The sequence below is a fragment of the Paraburkholderia sp. J11-2 genome (assembly GCF_905220185.1).
GTDB lineage: Bacteria > Pseudomonadota > Gammaproteobacteria > Burkholderiales > Burkholderiaceae > Paraburkholderia.
The window spans coordinates 1-273 of sequence record NZ_CAJMYY010000143.1 but is presented as its reverse complement, the minus strand read 5'-3'; the positions used below and the strand labels follow the sequence as shown (position 1 = coordinate 273).

Annotated in this window: 1 protein-coding gene; it reads left to right on the top strand. The window is 59.0% G+C overall.

Annotated elements, in window-relative coordinates:
* Nucleotides 1-257 (top strand): type II toxin-antitoxin system CcdA family antitoxin (locus U5A57_RS41530; RefSeq protein ID WP_321918145.1); only part of this gene is annotated, 257 nt, incomplete at its 5' end.
* Nucleotides 258-273: the final 16 nt, after the last annotated feature.

Sequence of the window (273 nt, the reverse complement as noted above, 5' to 3'; positions counted from 1 at the left end):
TCAAGCGGGCCGCTAAAGCACACGCCCCATCAAAGGTTACGCGCAAACCCACCAACGTTTCGCTTCCGACGGATCTGCTCGAGCGTGCCAGGGAACTGAACGTCAACGTTTCGCGGGCAAGCGAACGCGGCTTGCGCGAAGAGGTTCAGGCGGCCGAGGCTCGTGCCTGGGCGGAACGGAACGCGGACTTCATTGCGGAAATGAATGCACGTATCGAGCGTGACGGCTTGCCCCTGGAAGAATATCGGATGTTTTGATGGCGCGTTTTGATCT